The organism is Peribacillus sp. TH14, from assembly GCF_016651145.1.
In the GTDB taxonomy this organism is placed as follows: Bacteria; Bacillota; Bacilli; order Bacillales; family DSM-1321; genus Peribacillus; species Peribacillus butanolivorans.
This window is the reverse complement of record NZ_JAEKEK010000001.1, coordinates 1,526,903-1,543,571: the sequence shown is the minus strand read 5'-3', so window position 1 is coordinate 1,543,571 and position 16,669 is coordinate 1,526,903. Positions and strand designations below refer to the sequence as shown.

Annotated in this window: 11 protein-coding genes, 1 riboswitch and 1 other annotated feature; of the genes, 8 read left to right on the top strand and 3 right to left on the bottom strand. The window is 38.5% G+C overall.

The features are described from left to right. Window positions 1–1,187: 1,187 nt before the first annotated feature. Window positions 1,188–2,792, top strand: coding sequence for a teichoic acids export ABC transporter ATP-binding subunit TagH (gene tagH / locus JFU50_RS07525; protein ID WP_201222303.1), 1,605 nt, complete (start codon window positions 1,188–1,190; stop codon window positions 2,790–2,792). Window positions 2,793–3,023: 231 nt separating this feature from the next. On the opposite strand, the gene JFU50_RS07520 is transcribed toward tagH, so the two are convergent. Both JFU50_RS07520 and brnQ read right to left on the bottom strand, forming a co-directional pair. Next, window positions 3,024–3,956 carry an aldo/keto reductase gene (locus tag JFU50_RS07520; RefSeq protein WP_201222302.1) on the bottom strand — a complete coding sequence of 311 codons (933 nt, stop codon included), beginning with the start codon at window positions 3,954–3,956 and terminating at the stop codon, window positions 3,024–3,026. Between the two features lie 144 nt (window positions 3,957–4,100). Then, entirely contained in the window at window positions 4,101–5,432 is a 1,332-nt protein-coding gene (brnQ, locus tag JFU50_RS07515; protein ID WP_201222301.1) for a branched-chain amino acid transport system II carrier protein, read from the bottom strand. 97 nt (window positions 5,433–5,529) lie between these two features. Continuing rightward, window positions 5,530–5,777: a binding site (T-box leader), on the bottom strand. Between the two features lie 223 nt (window positions 5,778–6,000). On the opposite strand from brnQ, the gene JFU50_RS07510 reads away from it, so the two are divergent. The 5 genes from JFU50_RS07510 to JFU50_RS07490 all read left to right on the top strand — a co-directional run bounded on the left by JFU50_RS07510 (window position 6,001) and on the right by JFU50_RS07490 (window position 13,485). Further along, window positions 6,001–6,174: a hypothetical protein gene (locus JFU50_RS07510; RefSeq protein ID WP_162878730.1), complete on the top strand. Its 174-nt coding sequence runs from the start codon at window positions 6,001–6,003 to the stop codon at window positions 6,172–6,174. Window positions 6,175–6,732: 558 nt separating this feature from the next. Then, complete coding sequence (locus tag JFU50_RS07505; RefSeq protein ID WP_242485340.1) at window positions 6,733–9,474, top strand: GTPase domain-containing protein; 2,742 nt, start codon at window positions 6,733–6,735, stop codon at window positions 9,472–9,474. Window positions 9,475–9,570: 96 nt separating this feature from the next. After that, window positions 9,571–9,676, top strand: a riboswitch (SAM riboswitch). A 116-nt stretch (window positions 9,677–9,792) separates the two neighbouring features. After that, window positions 9,793–10,908 carry a sugar ABC transporter substrate-binding protein gene (locus JFU50_RS07500; RefSeq protein ID WP_201222300.1) on the top strand — a complete coding sequence of 372 codons (1,116 nt, stop codon included), beginning with the start codon at window positions 9,793–9,795 and terminating at the stop codon, window positions 10,906–10,908. Between the two features lie 65 nt (window positions 10,909–10,973). Then, the gene (locus tag JFU50_RS07495) at window positions 10,974–12,476 is read left to right on the top strand and encodes a sugar ABC transporter ATP-binding protein (RefSeq protein WP_201222298.1); all 1,503 of its coding nucleotides are present in this window, start codon (window positions 10,974–10,976) and stop codon (window positions 12,474–12,476) included. A 1-nt stretch (window position 12,477) separates the two neighbouring features. After that, a complete protein-coding gene (locus JFU50_RS07490; protein ID WP_056522618.1) occupies window positions 12,478–13,485 on the top strand; it encodes an ABC transporter permease in 1,008 nt (335 codons plus the stop codon). A 284-nt stretch (window positions 13,486–13,769) separates the two neighbouring features. On the opposite strand, the gene JFU50_RS07485 is transcribed toward JFU50_RS07490, so the two are convergent. Then, entirely contained in the window at window positions 13,770–14,126 is a 357-nt protein-coding gene (locus JFU50_RS07485) for a hydrolase (protein WP_201222296.1), read from the bottom strand. A 193-nt stretch (window positions 14,127–14,319) separates the two neighbouring features. Here JFU50_RS07485 and JFU50_RS07480 point away from each other — a divergent pair, with 193 nt between their 5' ends. Both JFU50_RS07480 and JFU50_RS07475 read left to right on the top strand, forming a co-directional pair. After that, complete coding sequence (locus tag JFU50_RS07480) at window positions 14,320–15,048, top strand: hypothetical protein (protein ID WP_201222294.1); 729 nt, start codon at window positions 14,320–14,322, stop codon at window positions 15,046–15,048. A gap of 233 nt (window positions 15,049–15,281) precedes the next feature. Beyond that, a complete protein-coding gene (locus JFU50_RS07475; protein WP_201183133.1) occupies window positions 15,282–16,517 on the top strand; it encodes a S1C family serine protease in 1,236 nt (411 codons plus the stop codon). The last annotated feature ends 152 nt before the right edge of the window (window positions 16,518–16,669 follow it).

Sequence of the window (16,669 nt, the reverse complement as noted above, 5' to 3'; positions counted from 1 at the left end):
GATAATTGAGGACGGATCTAAAGGGCTCATTATATAGAAGAAAAGAACACTTCCATAACCGAAAATCACAAAGCTACATTGGTGTTACTGCGACGAATATCGTCCAATATTTTCGTGAAATTAGAAATCCTCTAACAGCAGTTATGGGGTTTGATACCCTTGAAAAGGGAGAATACCGCCCTGATACATCTCGATGTAATCGATCATGAAATTCAGGATTATACAAAAGCTCGTCTTGAATATGTTGGTTTTAATCAAGGATTCAGAAGGAAAAGGCTCTGGATTCTTTTTTTTGTGCAAAAATTACTATTCGCATAATTTTAGGGTTAATTAGCAAGATTATTCATAAAGTTGGCATGATTCTTCAAGAAATTCGCTTAATTTATTGATTTGATAGCATATTTTGTAAGCAGTCTATGTACATCTAGCATTCGAAATGGGAAGGTGGCCGCCTATATTACTCATTTCTATGGAGAAAAGCATTCTTTCAGCGTCGAACAAGACTCCCGTATGATTTTTCCTGTTGCCTTAATAAAGTGTATCCATCGATTTTCAATTTAAAGACAGTGTAGCTCATGGTGAGTTACAGGTTGATGCTCTCTATTTAAATAAATTATTATGTAATTTCCCAATAACTTTAAAATATTCTTATATTGGAGGAATTGGGGGGGGGGATTTAAAAAATATTTACAATTAGTGAGTCTATGGTACTATGAAGATAAATAATTTATATATCTTTAAGCACTTTGAATATATAAAGTCATGTTTATTGAAGGTGAATAAAAAGGAAATAAGGTTATCAGCTATGTCCTCTTTAAACGCTGAAAAAGAAGAGGGTAGTATTTTATTGTTTGATAATGCCAAAAAGATCCAAATTATGACCAACCAATAAAACAGATAAGATGGAAGGGGTAATAAAATTATATTACCTCTTTTTTGATGAATAGGCCGAAGTGAAAGCTTTTGATGAAATAAATATTAAATTGGGGTTTTTGGACTTATATATATGGGACACTTCTTCTATTTGGTACCGATTTTTCGACAATCTCATTATACGGAAGAACGAGGTGGTTTCATCTTTTATTAAATCCAATGGTTCTTACGTATAATCCTACAGCCAACTTATTGCGCACTAATTGTGTGGGTACGAAGTTGATTAAGTAAATTTAAATTATTAAGGGGTTTTTATGAACAAAGCTGTTGTCTTTAGAAATGTTACGAAGCGTTATAAAATGTATAAAAATAATTCTGAAAAGTTTTTGGATTTGATTTTGCCCAAAGGGTATGGGGAAGATTTTTTTGCTGTACAGAACATTAATTTTGTGGCAGAAAAGGGCGATGTGATTGGTATTATTGGTGTAAATGGAGCCGGGAAGTCGACTTTATCCAATTTAATTACGGGTGTTGTTCCTCCTAGTGAGGGAAGTGTCGAAATTAAAGGGGAAGCGTCTTTGATTGCCATTGCATCGGGGTTAAATAATCAATTGACAGGTCGGAATAATATTGAGCTGAAATGTTTAATGTTAGGGTTCAACAAAAAGGAAATAGAGGAATTGATGCCTGAGATTATTGAATTTGCGGAGCTTGGGAAGTTTATTGATCAGCCGGTGAAGAAATACTCAAGTGGTATGAAATCGAGGTTAGGGTTTGCCATTTCTGTAAATATCGATCCTGATGTTTTGGTCATTGATGAAGCTCTTTCTGTTGGGGATCAGACTTTTGCCGAAAAGTGCTTGAATAAAATTAATAGTTTTCAAGAAAGAGGGAAGACGATCTTTTTTATCAGTCATTCAATTGGTCAGGTGAAAAAATTCTGTAAAAAGGCGATATGGATGGAGGCAGGAGAGATAAAGGCGTATGGGCCAATCGAAGAAGTAGCTCCCGCTTATGAGAAGTTTTTAAAAGATTACAAAGAATTGTCTCCTGAAGCACAAAAGAACTTTAAGCAAATGATTATGGAAAAGAGAAGCAAGCTTAATACAGCTATCGATGACAATGACGGGATGATTACGAGAACAGATGTTTATAAGAAACAAATGAAAAGAAAAGCGCAGGGAAAAAGAAAAAGACTTATAGCCAGTGCCTTTTTAGCGATAGGAATAATAGCGGCGGCTCTTCTTTTTTCACAATCGGAGAGACTTTTGGCCATTATCCAGAAAGAACAAAATGGTCAGGACCTTAAAATTGCAGAAAAGCCGGATAAACATGTAGGTTCTAGTACGGATGCACCAATCCCAGAAGAAAAGGACATTCGATATGTGAATGTTAATGCAGGATTTGTTAGAGATAATCCGGATTTGTTGAAAAGTGAAAAAATAAGTATGATAATTTTTGGAGATTATTATATTATCGAAGAAATTCAAAAAGATCCAGTGGAAGATTTTAATTGGTTGAAAATTATGAAGAACGAGCAGGCTGTTTGGGTAAGTGAACAGATTCTGTCAAAGGATGTTAATACGATTGAAGAAGAGCAGTTATTTGAGAATATTAGTGATATGTTTCAAGTAGATAACCTTGAACAATTATTATCGTTCATTGGGCAAAGTAAAGAGGAAAGTAACGCCACTGAATTAAATGAAATTGTGAAGTTTGCCTATACCGATGATGAACACATAAAAGGGATAAGTATAGATACTAATCACCAAAGTAGGTCTATTGAAGAAATGATTGAATTGTTTGGTACTCCAAGTATACAGCTTGTGCACAAGGCGATTCTATATCATGGTGAAAAATATGATGCTATTTTCTATTTTAATGATAGGGGATTGCTGCGGGAAATATTGATTAAATAGGGGGTTCAGCCAAACAGATTATCTGTAAAGTGGAGGTGATGCATATGCTGGAAAAAGGACAACTTCAATAAGTGGGGAAGCCTGTCCAAAGCGAGATTTAATGCATACATAAATTATTAGGAGTAGTAATTCATAAATGAAAAGTTTATTGAGGTTCTATGTTTCTAACCATATTTGTTAGAAACATAGAACCTTTTTTATTATTTTTTTCCTTTGTCTTTTAAATCCTATTTAAGCGAAAATCGCGCTGATTTCGGCAATTTCATCCATGGTTAATTCCACTTCTAATGCTTTTAAGTTGCGTGTGACCTGTTCTGGTTTTTTCGCTCCAGGAATTAGGACATCTATCGAGTGCCGAGTTAAATACCAAGCTAGTACCACATCAGCAACATCGGCATTTCTTCTGTTTGCTATCTCTCGGACTTCTTCTACTTTTTGCAGGTTGCTAACAAAGGCTTGTCCTTGGAAAAGTGGACTTTTTGCACGGTCATCCTCAAATGTCGAATCTTGAGAATATTTGCCACCGAGCAGACCGGAAGCAAGCGGGAAATAAGGTATAAAGGAAATATGATTTTCAGCTGTATAGGGCAGTAAATCTTGCTCTGCTTCCCGTCTGAATAGGTTGTACTCGGATTGCAGGACATCGATATAGCCGTCTTTATTCGCTTCCTTTAATTGCTCAAAGGAAAAATTTGAGACGCCGATTGCCTTGATTTTACCTGCATCTTTCAATTCCTTTAAGGCACCGACCGCTTCATCCTTTGGTGTATCTTCATCAGGGAAATGAATGTAAAACAAGTCGATATAATCGGTTTGGAGTCTTTTTAAACTAGATTCTACTGCGTTTTTCAGAAAAGCAGGAGAGTTATCTAATACGACTTTCCCATCGACAAATTTATGCGCCCCTTTTGTAGCAAGGACTACATCCTCGCGTTTGCGGGTCTTTTTAAGAATTTCACCGATAATTTCTTCTGAACGCTCTGGACCGTAAATGAAAGCTGTATCCCAAAAGTTAATTCCCTCATCAAGAGCTGTTATTAAGACATCTTTTCCTGTATCCTCGCTTAGATTAGGAAAAAGGTTATGTCCGCCAATGGCATTCGTGCCAAGACCAATCGGATTCACATATAGATCTGTTTTACCAATTCGCGTTTGCTTCGACATATTACTAATCATCTCCTTTAGCATTATCATAACAAAAAGTGGCAGGTAAATACCAAAATAAAGAAATGTGAGCAGAGTGGGAACTGTTAAAAACACTATCGTGCAAAAAAGCAGATGATTTGTACAAAATCATCTGCTTTCCTATTATAAGGTTGCGCTTTCCAATTCCTCAGATTGGGCTGCTTGTCCGATCTGACTGAGTAGAAGGCCACTGGCAATTCCGACAAGAGCTGGGATGATCCATTCCATTCCGTATGAAGAAAGAGGAAGGGCATCACTAAACGTTTGTACGGGCCCTATTGGTAAGCCGAATGCGTTTAATCCATCTATTAGAGCAAAAACGCCGGTGAAGATCATTGCACTCCGATATACTTTTTTCGGGTTTTTAAAATGACGGCTGAAGAACGTTAAAACTATCAGGACAATTGTTAATGGGTAAGCCATCACAAGGAATGGTACCGATACTTTTAAAATTTGATTCAGACCCATGTTTGAAAGAATGAAGCCGACAAGTGTTACAATCAGAATTAAGGTTTTGTAGTTGGCCTTGGGAATAAGATTTGAAAAATACTGTCCGCAGGCAGTTGTCAAACCGACGACGGTCGTGAAACAAGCTAAGGTGAAAATAACGCCTAATAGAATCTTACCGCCTGTTCCAAGTAAAAGGGTGGATGCGACAGTCAGGATCTCTGTTCCGTTTTCAAATGAACCATCTGCTGCCATACGCGCTCCCATTACACCTAAGGAGATATAAACTAAAGAAAGCAATAAGCCGGCGATGAGGCCTGCTTTTAATGTATATCTCGTCAATTGTTTCCGATCTGAAATCCCTCTTTGCTGTATCGAAGTCAGGATAACTATCCCGAAAGCAAGGGCAGCTAAAGCATCCATCGTGTTATAGCCTTCGATAAAACCTTTTGAAAATGCTCCTGTTGCATACGCATCAGTTGGAGCTTGGAATGGAGCATCAAGCTTTACAAATCCAACGACACAGAGAATGACCATGGCCAAAAGCAGGGTAGGTGTAATCCAGCGTCCCATAAAAGTTTCCATTTTTTCAGGATTCAAAGAAATGACATAAACAATGGTAAAGAATACGGCCGTGAATAAGAATAGAAATAGGGATTGATTCATCGAGTCGCCAAGGTACGGTTTGAATCCCATTTCGTAGGCAACGTTCGCATTCCGTGGAATCGCAAGAAACGGTCCGATGCTCAAATAGATGACGACCATGAACAGTGTACTGAATATAGGATGCACACGCGCTCCGATTGTTTGCGCCCCACCTTTAACAAGTGAAACGGCGAGGAGTACTAAAATTGGAAGGCCGACACCGGTGGCGACAAAACCTGCAATGGCGGGCCAGAAGGAAGTCCCGGAAGAAGCTCCTAAAAATGGAGGGAAAATAAGGTTTCCAGCTCCGAAAAACATCGAGAAAAGCATAAGGCCGATAAATAATGTGTCTGTTTTTTTCATGATGATTTCTCCTTTTTTAAAAATGATAGTACCCGCCGACTGGCCCAAAAAGGCTATTAAAAGTGTTATTTTGCAAATAAAAAACTCGCCCCTAATAATCAGGGACGAGTTTGTGCTCGCGTTACCACCCATATTCCGCGCTTCATAGAAGCTACGGCACTCAGTCAACGTACGAATTCATACGTGATCCATTGTAACGGCGGAAAGCCCGTCAAAGCCTACTTCATTTTCAGCTTTGCATCTCAGAGATGATTTTCGGATAGGCCTTGGACATCGACTTCCACCATACGTCGACTCTCTGTAGAACAGGGTTCTTATCTTACTCTTTCTCTTCATAGATTTTATAATATAAAGATAATTTAGCAAATTCTAAGTATTAAGTCAACATAATTTGACAGTACAAATCATTCAATTTTTATTATTCAAGAGCAGGAGATTAGTCCCCTATAATCGATCCTTCCTTTATTTGGAGATACTATTTGTGAAAAGAATCGGATATAACTCCCTATTATCTTTCTAACCGCATCTATATTATAATAGAAGACAGAACACTAAAGGAGACAACATTATGTCTGAAAATAAAAAGTTAAGCCTGGCGGATGCAGTCAAACAAAAATTGGCACAAAAGCAAGCGGGCTCAAGTCAAGATAAACTGGAAACCGGCGTTGTGAAAAAAACGAAACAGCTAAAAAGCCAGTTAACTAAAAAGCCAAATAATCAACGTAAGCGTACAGGGGTATAATCCCAATTTGTCAAAGGACAATTACTGTTCGGTGCTTATCAGAGAGCAGTTACCTTTCATGAATAAAGGTACTGCTTTTTTTATATGAACTTTCAAATAGAAATTTATTATTATTAGGGAGAAGATTGTACTTTCGCTTTTAGGAAGTATTCAAGTGAAAAATATTTTTGTTTTCACCACTTATAGGTAGTTTACGGGCGGGATTTCTGGTAATTTAATGGTATAAGAATTGTTCCCTCCTACCTTTTCGGATATTGGTAAAACTAAATAAAACATATTTTTACAAAAGTGGAAATCACTTCTCAAGTCTTATATTAAATTCATTACAATTCTATTTGTTTCTGTTTTAAAATTGTAAGAGTCATGAAATGTTGTTACCATATTGTTTTGTTAAAATAATATTTTAAAGGTTTATAAATAATTTTCTTAACTAAAGGAACCTATAAATCTCTTTTCATAGACAAAGTCTTGAGAAAAGTTATTATTCGATTTTCATAAAGACTCCATATCGATGATTATCCTTTAATTGAAAATATGAAATATATCGGGGGAATAAAGATGGATGAACGACTGATTGGAAAAAAATACTATGAAACAATGATTGAGGATACACGCAAGCACCCAATTCAAACATTAGGTGAAATGTTTCTCGTGGAACAAAAAAAGGAAAGAGCGGATTTGACTGCAGTTCGGTTTGCTCAAGGAGAAGTATACTTCCAGCATCATGACTATGAAGCAGCCATTTTTAAGTGGGAAAACATAGAAGGTGAACTTGGTTCATGGGCGAAAAAGAATATTGCTGATGCTTATTTTGAACTAGAGATGTATTCGACCGCTGAGGATATATATAAATCCGTCAGTACGGATGAAGCGGTATTGAAAACGGAAGTCCTTCTACAGCTGTTCTCTCTTTACATAGTAGAATCAAGAAATGATTTGGCATCTAAAGTTGTTAAGGAAGCAGTCGATTTTCAACCTGATTACCCAAATGTCACCGCAATTGCACGCTCCTTTTTTGAAGAACAAAAGGATTGGAACAGTGCTGTAGTTTTAGCCGCGAATGAAAGTATCCGTACGGAATCAATGATTTGGTTTGATGTGCTGAAAACGTATATCCAGCAAGGTGTTGCTCAATCGATGGCTCCGGATTATTTCTCAAATGTTCTCGAGGCGTTATACAACCTTGATCAGGATCGCTTTGAAAAAATGACGGTTGCACTTTGGAAAAATTATAAATATACAGATTCCTACTTTGAATGGCTTAGAGTCATTAATAATTTGATAGATGGCATCGAATTACATCCAGGTGATGTATGGGATGAGCTTTCTGTCTATTACCGGGATGCTTATGCCGGTTTGCTTGAAGGAACACACTTAATCAAAGATTTGAGTCCTGTTGTGCCGAGATTGTTGGAAAATTGGTTGAAAATCGCGGATGGAGAGCTTTCGTTATTTGCAGCGGCTTCCGTTCTGTCATGGAATGAAATTTTCCCTGATACAATTAATGCACTGGTTGTTCAGGATGCAGAAAGTCTGTTAGCAAAATCGCCTAAATTGGGAGGCGGATTGGAAGCGGGCGAAAAACTGTTCAATTCCATTATTCAGTGGGCTGAAGAGAATAACTTAACAGTTGGCAATAAACTGAAATGGATGGTAGACGGACTTAAGGATACCGAAAATTTCAATCTTCTTCTTGTCGGAAGCACAGGCAATGGCAAAACATCCTTTATTCAGTCGCTTGCTGGAGAGAGTATTGCTGCCGAGGACCATTCGTCCCTTGTCAGTGTCAAAGATGGAGATAATCTGGAAATCTATGAAATTACAGATACAGATCACAAAGTCGTTGGTGAGTTAACTGAATTGGATGAAACACGCCGTCAGCGCGGAACCATTGTCGACGTGACCCTTATTAGTGACTACCTAAAAAATAATCGCCTGCGTTTACTTGATACACCAGGGTTCAATGGGGAAAAAAGTGTAGACTCTGATTTCCAAGGGTATTTACAGGGCAGCGATGGATTGATGTTTGTTCTCGATGCACGAGCGCCTTTCACCGGTAGTGAACGAGATTTGTTATTGGAAATTCAAATGATGGCACCGAAACTTCCGATTCATTTCTTACTAAATAAGATGGATACGATTTACAGTGACCAAGTGGCAGTCCGGATGGAAGATGAAACATGGGATAAAGTGAATGCGTATTTCCCGAACGCAAAAGTATTTGCGTTCTCCAAACTTTATGACAGCAAACAGCAGTTACAGGACCTTTCATCCTTCCTTGATTCGAATTATCAAGCTGATAATTGGAAGGAAAGAAGATCTGAGAAGATTCTTGCATTCATTCGCAAAACGTTATCTTACCTGCTAGAAAAACGGGCAGCTAATGAGCGGAAATGCGAGCACTCAATTTCTTGGAATGAGCAGATGGAAGTCAAATTGAATGGAGCCGTCAATCAACTGGCAGATTTGGAAAAAGAAAAAAGTGAAAATATCATAAGGTCGTATCGTTCAATTAAAGAAGAAGTGAAAAAACAGCTTTCTTCAAGAATCCCTGAATTACTAAGAGAATGTTCTAAATCATTAACGGAAAGTAGCGATTTCAGCCAAGTTCATATACAGTTGAACGATGAAATGAATGAGCAGATTCAGGCATATATTTCAGACAAGATTATGCCGCAATATTACCGTTCTCTTCAAGACTGGATTGCTACATCTCAGTTGGAATTTACACAAATTCAACAGTTTATGGATGAGATGAGCACAGGGTTCAATGAATTGTACAAAGAAGAGCGAATTACACTTGCGGGAGACTTTAGAGTTTTGGATGATTGGCGCCGTGATGCGGATCGGATGACAAGCAGTATCCGCATTGAAGACGTTAATATTTTACTACGCCGGACCCCATCGCAATTGCTGCTTAAAGGGGCAGGGAAGTTGTTTGGAGCGATTCCGCAAAATAAAGCTAATATGTACAACCGGTATAAGAAGTACCTAGAAAGTGAAGACTACCAGGATGTTGCAGAGATGATCAGTGACCGTTTCCTTACACAATTCGGATTGTTTGAAAAATCTTTGGATAGAGATATCTCACTTTTCTATCGCAGTTCATTTGCCTTACTTCAAAAAACGATAGAACAAACACAGACTGAAATCAAAGATCATCAGGCAGCACTGGAGCATATGAGAGAAAATCCGGAAGTATACCGTGACCCGATTACTCTATTTGAAGTGAAACTACGTCAGTTAGAAAGACTTGAAAAGATCGAGAAAAAGCGTCTGGCTAAGCTACAAAGAAAATAAGTGTAATAAGAAACATTTTAAATATTCAAAAATCTATTGACTTTACGACTATATCCCTATAAAGTGGTAATTACGAAAAACGTAACACATTATATTCTCTTATCAAGAGTGGCGGAGGGACTGGCCCTAAGATGCCCAGCAACCGTTCCATTAGGAATTGGTGCTAAATCCTGCAAAACAGAAATGTTTTGACAGATAAGAGAGGGACAAGTCTGCAAATCAGCTGATTAAACCTCTCTATTCTAGAGAGGTTTTTATTTTGGGATTTACACCAACCTAATTGATAAGATTAATGAGTGAAAAGAAGGGGGAACTAAAATGAGGAAGTCAATTTTTAAAAGGGTTTTCGTTTCGGTCATAGCTTCGGCTTTGCTTTTAACGGGCTGCTCTTCAGGACAAAGTTCAACAGAATCAAAGAAGGATGAAAAAGTATCTTTTAAAAATGTTCCAGAACGATTTGCAAAAGGGGAAGGTGCCAAAATCAAAGTCATTCGTAAGATTGGCGGAGATGATCATACGGCTCAATATTTAGCTGGAGCGAAGGAAGAAGGAGAAGCATTAGGTTTTCAAGTGGATACGTATACAGCAAATGGCGATACGGCTAAATTCCATGATGCAATCGCCCAGGCTTTACAAGAAGATTATGACGGCTATATTATCTCCCATGGTGATGATGCAGCAACAGTGAATGACGTTCAAAAGTTGGTTGATGCAGGAAAGAGCGTTGTTACATTCGACTCTATTAGCGACTTATCTAAAATTGACGGTGTGACCTTAACTTCACAGGATGATGAAGCATTGGCAACTCTGGCTTTTGATAAATTGATAGAAGAACAAAAAGGTGAAGCAGCGATCGCATACCTTTGGGTAGATGGTTTCCCACCAATGGTGAGAAGAAATGCGGTGTATCAGGGAAAATTAAAAGAAAATCCTGGGATTAAAGAAGTCGAAAGATTCGGAGTAGCATCTGCAGATACTTCGGTTCAGACACAAAATGCGGTAGCCGCAATGTTGAATAAATATCCCAAAGGCAAACTAGATGCGATTTTCGCAACATGGGATGCATTCGCAATTGGAGCGGCTCGTGCGATTAAAGAAGCTGGCCGCGATGAAGTGAAGATATACGGAATCGACGTATCTAATGCTGATCTTCAAGAGATTCAAGCGAAAGGCAGCTCTTGGTCTTACACGGCAGCTGTCGATCCGAAATTGATTGGTGCAGTGAATATGAGGATTTTGGCAAAAAAATTAGCGGGTGAAGAAACACCGCAAACATATGACTTAGAAGCTTCACTTATTTCACAAGAGCAGATTCAAGCTTCAAAAGAAGCGGTCAACATGGCCAACTTGTCCGGTATTGTCGAAGGATGGGGAGTATCAACGGAATTTGAAGAAGAATGGATGAAAGTATTGAAAGATCATTATAAAAAGTAAAAAACAGAGTCATTAGACACTCTCTTTCTAGTGAAGAGAGTGTCTGTTTAATAGGGGGAATGGGCATGAGCACACAACTAGAAATGAAAAAGATATCGATTGGATTTCCGGGAGTAAAGGCGCTTAGTGAAGTTGATTTTTCAGTACAATCAGGGACAGCCCATGCAGTGGTCGGCGCAAACGGAGCAGGGAAATCTACGCTAATGAAGGTCTTATCGGGCGCTCATGCCCATTATACAGGTGAAATTTTTCTGGATGGAAAGAAGCAGGATATCCGTTCACCGAAGGCTGCACAGGAACAAGGTATTCAAATTGTTTATCAGGAAGTAGATACGGCACTCATTCCTTATTTAACTGTTGGGGAAAATGTAATGTTGAATGATACGGTGCAAAACATGGGCAAAAAACAGATGGTCCATTGGAAAGAGTTGCATAGAAAAGCCACTTATATCCTGGCAGAGATGAAAATTGGTGTCTCTTCGAAAAAGCTGGTGAGAGATCTTACCTTGGCTGAAAAACAGATGGTTCTGATTGCAAGAGCAGTCTCGACGGAATGCAAATTCCTGATCCTCGACGAACCAACTGCTCCGTTAAGTTATACGGAGACGTCAGAACTATTTCGAATTGTAAATGAATTAAAGCAAAGAGGCGTTGGCATCATTTTTATTTCCCATCGTCTTCCAGAGATTTTTGAAATTTGTGAAGAAATTACGATTATGAGGAATGGGAAAAGTGTTGCATGTCGAGAAGTAGCGGATATTACCCAAAACGAAGTGGTCGAGGGAATGCTTGGGAAAACAATGGATGAACAGTTCCCTGTTGTAAATGCTGCGATTGGTGAAGTTGTTCTGGAAGTGAAGGGACTGTCAGATGCCGAAAAAGTTAAAAATGTTAGCCTTCATCTAAAAGCAGGAGAGATTGTTGGTTTGGCAGGATTGGTTGGAGCAGGGAAAACAGAGCTGTGTAAAACCCTATTCGGTCATACTGCTATCACAACAGGGGAAGTCGTGATGAATGGTAGAAAGCTTTCATTGAAAACACCGTATCATGCAGTAAAAAGTGGTCTAGCACTTGTACCGGAAGAACGCAGGAAAGAAGGCATTCTTGTTCAGGAATCAGTTGCAACGAACTTGACTGCAGCAAGTGTCGGAAAATTCAGCAAGATATTCAGCTTTGTAGATCGTAAGGCGGAAAAGAAAAAAGCGAAGGAAATTATTACGAGTCTTGGTATTAAAACCCCTTCAGAGGAAGCTAAGGTTGAAAACTTGTCAGGTGGTAATCAACAAAAGGTCGCTATCGGAAAGTGGCTGATTGCTGATGCAGATGTATACATATTTGATGAACCTACAAAAGGCGTCGATGTAGGGGCCAAGAAGGACATATTCGAATTGATTGCCCAACTTGCCAGAAATGGGAAGGCAATTATATATGCATCATCTGAGTTGTCTGAAATCATCGGTATTACTAATCGAACTTATGTGTTATATGGTGGAAAGACAGTCATCGAATTAGAGACAAGCAAAACCAATGAAGAAGAACTACTATTCTACTCAACAGGAGGCAAATAGGATGAGTACACCGATTCCTGTTCTCACACAGACAACAAAAGCGAAGAAAAAAGTAGACTTATTCGACTTTTTCTATAAATACGGCACAATCTTGACGATTATCATTTTGGTTGGGATATTTGCCGTTTCAAATCCATCTTTCATTCAAGCTAATAATCTAATTAACATTCTGCGTTCTATTTCAATCGTGACCATTATTGCGATTGGAATTACGATATCCTTAACTGTGGATGGTTTTGACCTATCCGTTGGTTCTGTAGCATCATTGGCTAATGCGATCGTCATTTCGATGTTTGTTTGGTTTTCGCAGGATACCCTGATTGCCATATTAGCTGCAATCGGTGCGTCGCTTGTAGTAGGAGCATTAAATTCATTCATGATTGTAAAATTGAGAATTCCTGACATGCTTATGACATTAGCGACCATGTTCATCATCCAAGGGATTGCTCTTACCTATACAAAAGGAGCAACGGTTTCACAAAATATGGTCATGCCTGATGGAACGTTCGCTGAAGGACTGATCAGCCCATTTTTCGCTAAGATTGGACAGGTCCCTTGGATTATTCTGATCATGGCAGTCATTGTGATAGCTACCCATATCTTTTTGACTTATACCAAGCACGGTCGTTATATGTACATTATTGGGGGAAATAAGGAAGCTGCCAGACTTTCTGGAATTTCGGTAAATAAATACAAAGTACTGGCCTATCTCCTTTCGGCTCTCTTTGCCGCAATCGGGGGAATTGTCCTTGCTTCCCGTGTCATGACATCCGAAATCAATTCCGGGTCTCCTTACTTAATGGATGCTGTTGCAGCAGCATTTATTGGTTCATCCGTTCTAGGAGCAGGGAAACCGAATGCCTTCGGAACCTTCATCGGTGCAGTCCTGATTGGAATCCTTCAAAACGGACTGATTATGATGTCTGTCCCATACTACGCGATGGACATCGTTAAAGGAACCGTACTTGCCCTAGCGCTAGCGGTTACCTATTATAAGCAAAAACACTAGACTTATGTGTGAATGACACCTTATTTTTCATCGTAAAGTAATCCGCAAAACGTTAAATATACCAGAATCGTTACCTATTGAATGCAACAGTTCTGGTATATTTTTATTTTGGATTATGCATTTCCAAAACTAATACCATCATAATTTTCTTCCTGTAAAACTCCAAACACTCTGATCGTGATGTACCCCATGTGTTAAATCACTTTCTTTCGAAGATGCTTTTTTCATCCTCGTTCTTTTAAAAAATAGAAACTTGATATTTCAGGTTCTGTTTAATTATTCTCCTATTTAAAGTTTTGGATTTCCTCGTTGCCTTTGAATTTGTTATCTGCCAATATGCCGATTTCTTCAATATGCTTTCGGGCTGTTTCATCGCCTAATTTATATATGATGGCGTACAGCTTTTTCATAGCTTCATCGTATTTATCATTTGCCCGGTCATGATGATAGAGAAGATAAGGTACATGAGAACGAGCGTATGACTCCAAGTCATCTGTTCGATGTTCCTCTAGGCATTGCTTTAATTCTGCTAGTTCTTCATCTGTAGCGTGTATAGTAAAGCTTGGATTTTCCTCAAGTTTTTTTCCTAGTACATCGCCGCTGACCAAATCCACATGATAGGTCTGTTTTTCCTGCATCATTTTTTCATCACCCTTTCAAGCGTTTATCTATGATGTACCACTATTTGTAAAAATATAATCATAAAAGTGAACATTCTCCATAATAAATCGATAGAGATAAAGATGTCAGATATTTCTTGTAAAATCGGGTAAGATAGATTTATAGAATAATATGGAAGTGTATGTGTATTCAGTAAAAGTGAGGAGTGACTTTTTGAAGAGATTACTCATATTTATTTTAATGATGGCATTAATTGTTTCAGGCTGTACAACCAGGAATTACGATTCCAACATGGAGCTAGGAAAAAGTCAGGTGGAAGAGGAAAATTATTTAGAGGCCCATGAGGCATTTGAATTAGCGTATAAAGAAGACCAAACAGGGGAGACGAAAGAGTTAATGGAACTTTGCGTCCTTTTGGCAGATGGAATGAAGAAATACGAGGAACAAGATTTTGAGGCGGCTCAAGTGTTTTTTGAAGAAGCTGCTGCATATAAGGCAAATTATGAGAAAGGTAAACTCATGGTACAAAAGGCAATTGGAATGTCCTCAGAAACTGGAGAAGCCAGTGCTGAGCCAGTTGAAGACACTGAGGCAGAGCAATCGAGGGATGAGTCTGAAAACCCAGTTACCGAGTCAGAAGAAGAGGATGAGCCAGTGGAGGCCCCCGCCACATCGAAGCTAGCTGATAAAGGAAATCACGAGAGTAACAAGGATTTAGATAAGACATTGACGAAAGCTCAGGCGGAAAATCTGGTGAAAGACTACGCTGACATGGAAAACTATCCTCAGCTTCAAATTCAATATGATCGTGAAGATGAAAAGGGAGATTACATATTCCAAGTGTTTGAAATGGCCAATGACAGTAAGGGAAGTGGGCATAAGGCTACTTGGGGTTGGTATGGCGTGAATAAGAAGACAAAAGAAGTCTATGAGCTTATGTAAGAAATAGAATGGATGAAAAAGGTGCCTTGTTATTTGAGGCATCTTTTTTCGTAATGGGGGGTAAGAAATCTCAGAGCTATTAACCAGTCAATATTGTTCTTTTTTCGGTCATATCTAAATTAATTTTATCTTTTTTGTAAAAAGTTTGCCGTATTCTTTATTTCTTAAGAATTTTTTAATAATTACTGTTTATGATGGAGCCAAGTAAAGGACTTTCATAGGAGGGATAAAGGATGGAGAATTATAATGGGGATGAGCAAGTTCGGGTGAAAGCTGAACCGAAAAAGGGAAAGTCGCTTTGGTTAACTAGTCTTGTTTCTGGAACTGTTGCTTCTATAGTTACATCTTCTGTGTTTGTATTTGGCGGAGATTTTATAGATGCAGAGAAAAATACAGTGACCGAATCATCACAAACTGCAGGGGCAGAACAAACCGAGAGCGTGGAAAAGAATAAGAGTATAAATACAGAAAAGTTATCGACAAGCACAGATTCAAATGAAAGAGCAGATATGGTTGAATCAGCTTCAAAATCGATTGTAGGTGTCGTAAATTTACAAGAGATGCAAAATCAGAACCCATTCCAGCAGCAAAGCACGGAGAGCGAAACTGTTGAGAGCGGCACGGGGTCAGGAGTTATTTATAAAAAAGATAATGGTAAGGCCTATATCATCACGAATAATCATGTTATTGAAGGAGCTAAGGAAGTAGAAATTTCATTGTATGATGGACAAAAGGCAACTGCAACAGTTGTTGGTGCAGATGCTTTAACAGACCTAGCGGTTTTGACGATTGATGCCTCGGTAGCACCAGAGGGAATTAATTTTGGGGATTCAGATAGAATGCGTCCAGGTGAAGAAGTTTTGGCCATTGGTAACCCTCTCGGACTTGATTTCTCACGTTCGGTTACGCAAGGAATTGTAAGTGCAACTGGGCGTTCTATATCAGTCGATACATCTGACGGAGAGTGGGAACTTGATGTCCTTCAAACAGATGCGGCAATTAATCCTGGCAACAGTGGAGGTGCATTAATCAATACTGCTGGTGAAGTAATAGGCATAAACAGTTTGAAAATTTCTGAAAGCGGTGTGGAAGGCTTAGGTTTCGCTATACCAAGTAATGACGTAATACCGATTGTAACGGAACTGATTGAAAATGGAAAAATCACGCGGCCATATTTAGGGGTCAGCTTGGCGAACACAGAAGAACTTCCACAGTATTATCTTCAAAATGTCCCTGAGGCTGCAAAGTCAGGAGTAATGGTAACGGGTATAGAAACTGGATCGGCTGCTGCAAATGGTGGACTTAAGCAACAGGATATCATTGTAGAGATTGATGGAACGAAAATTAGTACCTCTGCTGAATTAAGGAAACATCTATACACAGATAAGAAAATTGGCGACAAAGTAAAAGTTAAAGTGTATCGAGGTAATGAAGAGAAAACCTTAACGATTACGTTACAAAATTCATAAAAAAAGAGAAATGACTCCTGAGCAATTGGCAGGAGTCATTTTTATAGCTAATGAGTCGATAAAATATTTGGGTAAATAATAAAAAATAAATGATAGTATAAAAATGGATATTATCGGAAAAATAGGTAGTGTATTTTAACTATTTGGTTTAT

Bases quoted from the DNA above. Each gene is read 5' to 3' on its own strand.
- tagH (WP_201222303.1), top strand. From the start codon at position 1,188: ATGAACAAAGCTGTTGTCTTTAGAAATGTTACGAAGCGTTATAAAATG.
- JFU50_RS07520 (WP_201222302.1), bottom strand. From the start codon at position 3,956: ATGTCGAAGCAAACGCGAATTGGTAAAACAGATCTATATGTGAATCCG.
- brnQ (WP_201222301.1), bottom strand. From the start codon at position 5,432: ATGAAAAAAACAGACACATTATTTATCGGCCTTATGCTTTTCTCGATG.
- JFU50_RS07510 (WP_162878730.1), top strand. From the start codon at position 6,001: ATGTCTGAAAATAAAAAGTTAAGCCTGGCGGATGCAGTCAAACAAAAA.
- JFU50_RS07505 (WP_242485340.1), top strand. From the start codon at position 6,733: ATGGATGAACGACTGATTGGAAAAAAATACTATGAAACAATGATTGAG.
- JFU50_RS07500 (WP_201222300.1), top strand. From the start codon at position 9,793: ATGAGGAAGTCAATTTTTAAAAGGGTTTTCGTTTCGGTCATAGCTTCG.
- JFU50_RS07495 (WP_201222298.1), top strand. From the start codon at position 10,974: ATGAGCACACAACTAGAAATGAAAAAGATATCGATTGGATTTCCGGGA.
- JFU50_RS07490 (WP_056522618.1), top strand. From the start codon at position 12,478: ATGAGTACACCGATTCCTGTTCTCACACAGACAACAAAAGCGAAGAAA.
- JFU50_RS07485 (WP_201222296.1), bottom strand. From the start codon at position 14,126: ATGATGCAGGAAAAACAGACCTATCATGTGGATTTGGTCAGCGGCGAT.
- JFU50_RS07475 (WP_201183133.1), top strand. From the start codon at position 15,282: ATGGAGAATTATAATGGGGATGAGCAAGTTCGGGTGAAAGCTGAACCG.